Genomic DNA, 1,197 nt, shown 5'->3' on the forward strand with positions numbered 1-1,197 from the left:
CAATCGGGTAGGCGGGTCGGGTCGCCCGACCCGCCTCCCACACCACCGGACATGCGGACCACGCATCCGGCGGTTCGTCAGACCGCTTCCCTGAAACGGCGGTGGAGCCCGCTCAACGACCGCAGACCAAGGCCATCCCAATAAGCGTTGGGCAGCGCTCGGGCAAGGATCCACGAGTTCGCGACCCGCCAGTACCCCTTGCCCGAACCGGACCACTCCCGGGCCTTACGGTCCGGGACACCCAGCCGCCGCAGCATCACCCGGCGGGTCGCGGGCCTCTTCCACTCCTTCCAACGGATCTGCCGCATCCGCCGTCGCAGCCACTCATCCAGCCGCGACAGCATCGAGGCAGCATCCGCCAGACGGAAGTAGCCCATCCAGCCCACCAGGAACCGGTTGAGCCGGTCGACGCGATATTCCATCGCCACCGACCACTTCCGCGACGTCAGCATCCGGATCCGCTCCTTGAACCGATCCACCGACCCCGGAGCCAGCCGGATCCCCACGCCCTTGCGGGAGAAGTAGAACCCGAACCCCAGCAGCGTCGCCCTCAACGCATGCCGAACCGAGGACTTACCCCGGTTCACCTTCAACTTCAGCCGCTTCTCCACCACCTTCGTGATGGAGTCCAACACCCTGTGGGCGGCCCGCTCACTACGCACGAACACCCGAAGGTCGTCGGCGTAGCGCACGAACCGGTGACCGCGCTCGAACAGCTCCCGGTCCAGATCGTCCAGCATGATGTTCGACAGCAACGGAGACAGCGGGCTCCCTTGCGGGGTCCCCTCCGCCGTGGCCTGTTTGAGGCCATCGACCATCACCCCGGCCTCCAGGAACCGGCGCACGAGCTTCAGGAGCCTGCGGTCCTCGACCCTGCGCGCAAGGCGTGCCATCACCATGTCGTGGTTGACCCGGTCGAAGAACCGGTCCAGATCCACATCCACCACCCACCGGTGCCCGTCCGCGATCGCCCGCCTGGCCGCACGCACCGCCTGGTGCGCCGACCTGCCCGGACGGAAGGCGAAACTGGCACCACACATGTGTGGGTCGAAGACGGGTGTGAGCACCTGCGCTATGGCCTGCTGGATGAATCGGTCCAGCGCCGTGGGAACCCCCAAGAACCGCTCGCCGCCGCCGGGTTTGGGGATCGTCGCCCGGCGTACCGGCGAAGGCCGGTAGCTCCCCGAGTCAAGGTCC

Annotated in this window: 1 protein-coding gene; it reads right to left on the reverse strand. The window is 67.4% G+C overall.

Annotated features, from left to right (window positions below; all coding sequences use genetic code 11):
- Window positions 1-77 precede the first annotated feature (77 nt).
- The coding region (ltrA, locus tag ACIBFB_RS27210) for a group II intron reverse transcriptase/maturase (protein WP_397235017.1) at window positions 78-1,197 on the reverse strand (1,120 nt) is incomplete at its 5' end.

This window comes from Nocardiopsis sp. NPDC050513 (genome assembly GCF_044457925.1).
Lineage (GTDB): Bacteria > Actinomycetota > Actinomycetes > Streptosporangiales > Streptosporangiaceae > Nocardiopsis.